The 7,987-nt window shown below is 44.3% G+C and carries 9 protein-coding genes; 7 read left to right on the top strand and 2 right to left on the bottom strand.

All coding sequences use genetic code 11. The annotated features are described in order from the left end of the window. Positions 1–506 precede the first annotated feature (506 nt). Positions 507–677 carry a hypothetical protein gene (locus tag QUA70_RS10860; protein ID WP_333329396.1) on the bottom strand — a complete coding sequence of 57 codons (171 nt, stop codon included), beginning with the start codon at positions 675–677 and terminating at the stop codon, positions 507–509. A gap of 51 nt (positions 678–728) precedes the next feature. Here QUA70_RS10860 and QUA70_RS10855 point away from each other — a divergent pair, with 51 nt between their 5' ends. After that, on the top strand, positions 729–3,638 hold the full coding sequence (locus QUA70_RS10855; RefSeq protein WP_333346932.1) for a PAS domain S-box protein: 2,910 nt from the start codon (positions 729–731) through the stop codon (positions 3,636–3,638). A gap of 126 nt (positions 3,639–3,764) precedes the next feature. Here the strand turns inward: QUA70_RS10855 and QUA70_RS10850 are convergent, their stop codons facing one another. Next, complete coding sequence (locus QUA70_RS10850; protein WP_333346929.1) at positions 3,765–4,352, bottom strand: rhomboid family intramembrane serine protease; 588 nt, start codon at positions 4,350–4,352, stop codon at positions 3,765–3,767. Positions 4,353–4,822: 470 nt separating this feature from the next. On the opposite strand from QUA70_RS10850, the gene QUA70_RS10845 reads away from it, so the two are divergent. From QUA70_RS10845 to QUA70_RS10820, 6 genes are all read left to right on the top strand, one after another. Beyond that, on the top strand, positions 4,823–5,200 hold the full coding sequence (locus QUA70_RS10845; protein ID WP_333346926.1) for a Mo-dependent nitrogenase C-terminal domain-containing protein: 378 nt from the start codon (positions 4,823–4,825) through the stop codon (positions 5,198–5,200). 718 nt (positions 5,201–5,918) lie between these two features. Further along, positions 5,919–6,755, top strand: a complete 837-nt coding sequence (locus QUA70_RS10840) for an SGNH/GDSL hydrolase family protein (protein WP_333346923.1) — start codon at positions 5,919–5,921, stop codon at positions 6,753–6,755. Between the two features lie 73 nt (positions 6,756–6,828). Beyond that, positions 6,829–7,068: a hypothetical protein gene (locus QUA70_RS10835; RefSeq protein WP_333346919.1), complete on the top strand. Its 240-nt coding sequence runs from the start codon at positions 6,829–6,831 to the stop codon at positions 7,066–7,068. 65 nt (positions 7,069–7,133) lie between these two features. After that, positions 7,134–7,277: a hypothetical protein gene (locus tag QUA70_RS10830; RefSeq protein ID WP_333410408.1), complete on the top strand. Its 144-nt coding sequence runs from the start codon at positions 7,134–7,136 to the stop codon at positions 7,275–7,277. After that, positions 7,274–7,534: a DUF433 domain-containing protein gene (locus QUA70_RS10825; RefSeq protein WP_333346917.1), complete on the top strand. Its 261-nt coding sequence runs from the start codon at positions 7,274–7,276 to the stop codon at positions 7,532–7,534. The genes QUA70_RS10830 and QUA70_RS10825 overlap by 4 nt, the downstream gene beginning before the upstream one ends. Beyond that, positions 7,531–7,914, top strand: a complete 384-nt coding sequence (locus QUA70_RS10820) for a DUF5615 family PIN-like protein (protein ID WP_333346913.1) — start codon at positions 7,531–7,533, stop codon at positions 7,912–7,914. Before QUA70_RS10825 ends, QUA70_RS10820 begins: the two co-directional genes overlap by 4 nt. Positions 7,915–7,987 lie beyond the last annotated feature (73 nt).

Raw genomic sequence — 7,987 nt, 5'->3', positions numbered from 1 at the left:
GTTTTTGAGCAATAACTTGCCTGCGGTTGAGAGGCAGCTACTTTTAGGTGCGATCGTTTTTTAGTCTAAACTCCAGTATTTTACCTAGCCGGAATTAAGTTGCACTCTATCAAAAGTAGCTGCTTGTGGAGATATCAATTAAAGTTCCTGTCAAAACTTATAACTTTCGATCGCGTTATCGGAAAAATAAAACTGACGCAGCAACCGGGTTGAAACGCCAAAATACGTCATTTCAGGAATGAGTCCACCAAAAACTCGGTTTGTTTGATTAGCGCGCGTCAGGAGTGGAAAAATAGTTAGTGCTGGACGCACGGGTGGCTATCCACCGGGGTTTTTTCATAAAAATAGTTGGTTGCAGCCCGCCGACACGCTAAAAAAACCCGGTTTCAGATACCAGTTTAAAAAAAGAATGGAACAGCCAGCAAATTCTAAACCCTTACAGAATCAGTTTTTCGCAATTCTTTAATTCTTTAATCTCAAATCTATAATAGTATGAGCGTGTAGAGTCAGTCCAGGATTGATACTGCATTCATCTCGATCGCCAATGTTCCCAAAGCTCGTGATCGCGCTAAGATGACGGTGGCAGTCGTTAAAAATTCAGTTGCCAGCGGCAGATTCCGAGTTATTAACAGCACTTTGCCTACTAAAACCATCTCAACTTCAAAACCTGCGCTCATCAATTTGTACTTGACCGGAATGTTGTGGGTTCATAATTGTTCTGCTTTACCATGCCAATCAAATATCTGACCGACCCGATTTTAAAAATGTCGGGCAAAGTGCCAATTCGCATCGTCCTTGTTGTGCCTTTTGCCCTCCAGACTTTCGCTGCTGTAGGGTTGACGGGGTGGCTGTCGCTGCGGAACGGGCGCATAGCCGTCAACGATGTTGCCGCACAACTGCGGACAGAAGTCACATCGCGTATCCAGCAACATATTAATAGTTATATTGAAACGCCACACCAAATCAATCAGCTCAATCTCGATGCTATCCGTCTCGGCCTTGTGAACGAGCAAGATAGTGAGAGTTTGCAACGCTACTTCTACAAACAAATCAAAATTTTTGATAAAATTAGCTACATTCAATTCGCATCCGAAGCAAAAGATTTTATTGGAGTTGAACGCCTCGACGACGGCAAGTTGCAAGCTCAGATTTCTAATCAATCTACTGGCTATAATTTGCATAGCTACGAGCTGTCTGAGTTCAATAAACCAACCAAGCTATTAAAAACTACTCTCAACTACGACCCCCGCGTCCGACCTTGGTACATAGCTCCGGTGCGGGCAGGCAAACCGACTTGGAGTAAAATTTATAATTATTTTGACGCTCCCAAACTAGCGATTACGGCTGCTCAACCAGTTTATGGCGAGGATGGTAAACTGATTGGCATCCTGGGTTCTGACTTGGCACTTTCCAAACTCAATGAATTCTTGGAAACTCTAAAAATTGGCAAATCAGGACAGACTTTTATTGTAGAAAGGTCTGGGCAATTGGTGGCAAATTCTACTCTGGAACCGCCATTTATTGTTAGCAATGGTGTTGCGAAACGCATTGTGGCAGCGAGTAGCAAGAATGTTCTAATTCGATCGACCGCCCGCTATTTGACTGAACGCTTCGGGGATTTGCACCAAATTGACAGATCTCGCCAGTTAGATTTTACGATCGACGGTCAACGCCAATTTCTACAGGTGACGCCGCTTTTAGACAGCAGGGGCCTCGACTGGTTGATTGTGGTGACGGTTCCTGAAGCCGATTTTATGGAAAGGATTAATGCCAACACTCGGTATACTGTGGTGATGTGTCTGGGTGCTTTGGTGCTTGCAACGGCGATTGGCGCTCTGACTTCTAGGTGGATTGTTGTACCGATTCGGCGTCTGAGCAAGGCTGCGGAGGCTTTGTCCCGGGGAGAATGGGATGGGATGGCGGTAGATTCCCGGTTGATGGCGTCTGTAGAGCGAGAGGATGAGGTGGGTGTCCTGGCTCGTTCTTTTAATATGATGGCGGATCAATTGGAAGAGTCGTTTACTACTCTCGAAGATCGGGTAGAATCTGCGATCGCCGACAAAAATCAATTAATTATTTCTCTGAAAAACTCGCAGCAAAAACTGGCTCTCCATCTTCACCAAACTCCTTTGGGAGCGATTGAATGGGATCTCAACTTTGAAGTAGCGGAATGGAATTTGTCAGCGGAAAGAATTTTTGGATACAACCGCTTGGAAGCAATGGGACGCCACGGAGTCGATCTCATAGTTCCTGAAAGTGCTAAGGAGTATGTCAGGCAACTATCTATAACTTTGCTCACTAATACAGGAGGAGTTACCAGCCTTAACGAGAACATCAGAAAGGACGGCAAAATTATTCTTTGCGAGTGGTACAATACGACTTTGGTTGATCCTGACGGCAGCATCATTGGGGTGGCATCGCTGATTCAGGATGTGACTGAATTTCACAGTGCTGTGGAGAAGTTACGGGCTAGCGAGGAGCGGTTTCGCCAGTTGGCCGAAAATATTCATGAGGTATTTTGGATTAGAGAACCCAATCAAAAGCAGCTAGTTTATGTCAGCCCTGCTTGCGAAAAAATATGGAATTTGAGCTGTCAGAGTTTGCAGTCAGAACCGGAGGCTTTTTGGGATGCTATTCACCCGGAGGATCTCGATCGCGTCAAGGCTGCTTTTGAGAAACAGGTGCGGGGCGATTATGATGAAGAGTATCGGGTAGTGCGATCCCCTACGGGGGCTACGCCAACGGAAGGTTCAGTTTGCTGGGTGCGCGATCGGGCTTTTCCAGTCCGCAACGAAACAGGGGAAATTTACCGCATCGTCGGTATTGCCGAAGATATTACCCAGCGCAAATTAGCAGAAGAATTCCAAAAAGTAGCTCAAACTGCTCAAGCTGCAAACCAAGCCAAAAGCGCCTTTTTAGCTAATATGAGCCACGAATTGCGAACTCCTCTCAACGCGATTATTGGTTACAGCGATATGCTCAAAGAAGACGCCGAGGATTTAGGGTGCGAAGATTTTATCCCCGACTTGCAAAAAATTCAAACAGCGGGCAAACACTTGCTATCTTTAATTAGCGACATTCTAGATATTTCTAAGATTGAAGCGGGGCGGATGGAACTTTACTTAGAAACTTTCAACCCGGTTAATTTAATTGACGAGGTAGTTTCTACTGTCAAACCCTTGGTAGATAAAAATTCTAATAAGTTTGAAGTTGATTGTGCTGACGACTTGGGAATGATGTATGCTGACATTACAAAAACTCGTCAAATATTGCTCAACCTACTGAGCAATGCAGCAAAATTTACGGAACACGGGACTATTACCCTCTGCATTGAAAGAGTTAAACATGACAGCTTGACTACTCAAGAAATAGCCGAACCTTCCGACTCAATAATTTTTCGTGTAGCTGATACGGGCATTGGGATTCCCCCCGAACAATTGCAGCATTTATTTCAAGCATTTATGCAGGGCGACGCATCAACTACGCGCAAGTATGGCGGCACGGGTTTGGGATTGACTATTAGTCGTCACTTTTGCGTGATGATGGGTGGCGATATGCAGGTTGAAAGCGAGTTAGGCTGCGGTTCGGTTTTTACAGCCTGCTTGCCGGCGCGCGTTGAATTATTGGTCAGCAGTTAGTCGGGCTATCCGGGAGACAATTGTTACACAAGAAACCAGGTTTATTGACAAAAAACCTACGCTTTTAGATAATTTATGAGCAATAAACCAAGGTGATGATACGATGCAGCATCCGTCTTATTCTAGTTAATTTCGCCGTTTCTGCCGGCCCAAAAGTTGAGCTGTTAATACCCCGCCGACAAAGCCAAAGAAATGCGCTTGCCAGGAAACTCCCGGCTGCGAGGGCAAAACTCCCCAAATTAAACTGCCGTAGAAGAAACCGACAATTAAAGATACCAAAATAGATGTAAAGCTGCGTTCAAAATAGCCCCGTAGCAGCAAAAAGCCGAAGTAGCCAAAGATTAATCCGCTGGCACCAATGTGAACGGAATAGGGCGCGCCAGTCAGCCAAACTCCGAATCCGCTGACTAGCACAGTGACGGCACTCACAATAAAAAAGTCGCTAATTTCTCGCAGCATTATCAACCAACCCAATGTCACTAAAGGGAGGGTATTGGCGGCTAAGTGAGCAAAACTGCCGTGCAGAAAAGGCATCAACAGGATGCCTTGAAGTCCGTCGAGGCTGCGGGGGCGGACTCCGTAGGCATTCAGCCCGCCTCGGAACAGGAATACATCGACAATTTCGATAATCCAGAGGAGGGAGACGAAGCCACCGAGAATGGCGGCGTGGCTTTGCAATTCGCGGGTGATAGCTTTGGTTTCTGGGTTGCTCATGGGTTGTGAGGGCGGTGATACCGATTATTTCTCATTGTAGAAGTTTCTGAGCGATCGCGAGCAAATATAGTTGGGGCAGGGTTTCAGGGTTTTTTGCAGCAGAGCTTATTTAGAAATATGATAAGTTTTATTAAAAGTTCCGCATTTTCACGTATAGGATAATTCACCTCAATGCGTCACAATTGTAATTGAACTACAAAAGGAGAGTCAACCGAAGGTTGAAGCTAAAACGTAGAAGACAGAATTTTTACCCTATCAATCAATTGTTGGGCTTGAAATGAGGACACTTTTTAGATCGCACACCGTGACTAAAAAAAATCAGGAACTACTTTTCTCGCCCTAAGTCATTAATTTAAGAAGTTCCATCCGGTAAAGCAAAACGAGATGCTGTAGATACTGATTGTAGATAATATCGCACAAGCTCTACAGAGAGTTCTTGGCACCTCGTTATAAAAGAGGAAGAGAGCAAAATGAACGTATTTGAGCATACAGTCTCCTACCGAACTCTGCCAAATTGGGTAGGATTTGGCAAACAAGAAACAGCCGTTAATGTCGCTACAAATTCTCAACCTTACGGTCAAAAGCCACACTTTGACCCCTTGCATCCGCTAAAACAATGGCTTGATAACGCTGCAATTAAAAGTCAAAAGTTGGCTCGGTTGCTGTGTAAATTTATTCCCAGCCAGTGTCCGTTTGAGCGGGAAGTCAAAATTGGCGATCGCACTTTATTATCCATTCCGCCACTGTGCAAGTTAAATCCGCTTTACGAGCAAATCGTTGGGCTGCGCTTTCGAGCTTTGTGTTATTTGGCTGACGAGTGTGGCGAAGATGTAACTCCTTATTGTTAATTCTGCAAAAACTTAAATTTTTCACTGTCTTTTCACCCTCCCTTCTCCTTGTTGGGGAGGGTTTTTGTTTTGGGTCATCTTTCCGGGATAAAAAGTGCGCTCAATTTCTTGATCGCCGAGTAAATCAGTTTTGAATCAATTCTTTTTTTTCGTGATTGATAGTTATCTCAAGGGTGGTTGTTTGGGAGGCTTTTGTAGGGAGCACCCCGGTTAGGTAAAACAACTATCAAGAGAGGATAATAGGTAAGCGTCAACAGAAGCGTGAACTGCATTCGTAGGAGGACTGGCTAGGACTCCTGAAAAAAAGGAGCGTTTTAAAGCTTGTGCTAGCTTAAAACCGGGATGCTGCTGGTTCGCCTCTTGCCTAACTTTATTGGGTAATCTCCCAAAAGATGTACGGTTTTATCCCCTCTAGATCACTATGAGCTAGATACCATGAGAAAAGTGTCAATGACATGACCAATCTATGTAGGTTGAGCAGTGGAGTGAGGCAACCCACAATTAAAGTTCAGTTTTACTCCCTACATTTTTACCAAAATTGATATATTAGTAATTGGGGCTAATATTTAAGCTATTTCAAGAATATAACTAACACTAAATGTCAAAATCACGAACTCGGTAATTATCGATCACAAATTATCAAATATTTTACGGATCTAACTAATACCAAGTGTTAAAAAGAACGTTTTTTGCAGTAATTATTGCGCTTTTATCTTTTATGGTTGCACTCATCCTATCAGCTCAAAGTTCTGAGGCGGTCAATGAACTATATGTATTTGGGGACAGTCTTTCGGATATGGGAATGGTGTTTCGAGCAAGCGCGGGTCAATATCCGCCTCGTTCGACTTACTTTCAAGGGCGTTACTCGAATGGTAAAGTTTGGGTAGAATATCTTGCCGATCGCCTAAAGTTGCCGCCTGAACGAGTTACTAATTTGGCCTATGGAGGTGCAACAACGGGGAGCGATCGCAATAGCCTTGTCCCTGGTTTGTTAGCTCAAGTTCAGTCATGGACTAAATCCCAAAAACAGGCAAATCCTCATGCGCTGTATGTACTGTGGGCGGGTGCAAATGATTATTTGCAGGGGGTAAATAATGCGAATCTTCCCGTTGAAAATGTGGCGAGGGCGATCGCGTCTCTTGCTGATGTGGGTGCCAAAAATATCTTGGTGGCAAATTTACCAGATTTGGGGCAGTTACCGGCGACGCGAACAGGCGTTAATTCTGCAAGGCTCACTGCATTAACACAAGCACACAATCAGGGTTTGAGGCGAACGGTTAAGGTATTAAGTCAACAGCATTCTGACTTAAAGATTGCGACTCTGGATGCTAATGCGCTTTACCGGGAAGCGATCGCAAACCCGGCTAAATATGGCTTGACTAATGTGACGAGTGCGTGTTCATCGGGTGGAGGTGTTTGTGGTAGTCCCGATCGATTTTTGTTTTGGGACGGCATTCATCCGACGACGGCGGCACACAAAATTTTGGGGGAAGCAGCCTCCGCGATTGTGCAGGAAAGCGGGATGATTAAATCTGAATTGGGGACGCTTCGGTAAACCATTTTTAGGCCCGACGGGCGATCGCCCCAAGACCGGGATGCTCGTTTTTCGTAGAGGTTGAAATGATTTTTTGCCTGAGAGCAAGATTGGCTCATCTGATATTGTAGAAATTTTTCTCGTGGGCGATCGCACTTTGTTTGAAAAGGGCGAAGGGCGATCGATCCTGCCTCATGTTAGACTGAATCTAGCGGTTGTCTTAAGCAAGGAAAAAATAGCCGTGATACCTCTGCAAGAACAAATTGTTCACAAACTGAAAAATTTCTCTGAAATCGAACTGCAAGAATTCTCAACTTTGCTGATTTCCTGTTAGGGCAGCGGAGAAAGCAGGAAGTAGCTTCGCCGCCCGATGAAACTGGCAACAGCCAACCAGCAAATATGGATGAAGAGTGCGAGGTTCATTATGTGGGTGGAGTCTTAGTCGTCAAACCATCATCAATAAAAAATCAAGAACTGATTAATTGGGATACAATTATTTACGATATGGCCGAAGATGGAAAATATCTAATTGAAAAGACATGACTCAAAATAATTTACTGTCTCGCATCTCAATTAACTCGAATATCTGCTTTGGCAAACCGTGTATTCGCGGTCATCGCATCTGGGTTTCTCTGATTCTTGACTTTCTAGCTAGCGGCATGACTTTGGAAGAATTGCTTGAGGAATATCCGGGAATTGAACGAGAAGACGTTTTGGCTTGTATTGCTTATGGGGCTGAGTTGGCAAGAGATTATTATGTCGAAATTCCTCTGGCTGAAAAAAAGGTAGTTTTAAAGTGAAGTTAAAACTTGATGAAAATTTGGGCAGCATCCGCGTTGTTTCTATGTTACGTTTGGCTGGCCATGATGTTGCGACTGTACGGGAACAAAATTTGAGTTCCACACCGGATGAATTATTAATTGATATATGTCGGAGGGAAGATAGATGTTTAGTGACTTTGGATAGGGGGTTTGGCAATCGCCTCCGCTACAATCCTTCTGATTATTCTGGGATTGTGTTACTGCGTCTGCCTTCTCAATCGAAACCGCAAGATTTGGCAGGGGCAGTAGAAATATTAATTCGCGGATTGGATGCCGCAGAAGTTGCGGGTAAATTGTGGATTATCCGAGGGGAACAGCTTTTGGAATATCAAGCAATATCGGAAGATGAATCTGACTAAATGCGGGCAGAAATAATGAAGAAATTTATTCAAGAATAAACTTTTTATTGGATACATCCGTACAGCTAAACCT

Source organism: Microcoleus sp. LAD1_D5, from assembly GCF_036702115.1.
Classification (GTDB): domain Bacteria; phylum Cyanobacteriota; class Cyanobacteriia; order Cyanobacteriales; family Microcoleaceae; genus Microcoleus.
This window is presented reverse-complemented; position numbering and strand designations above follow the sequence as displayed.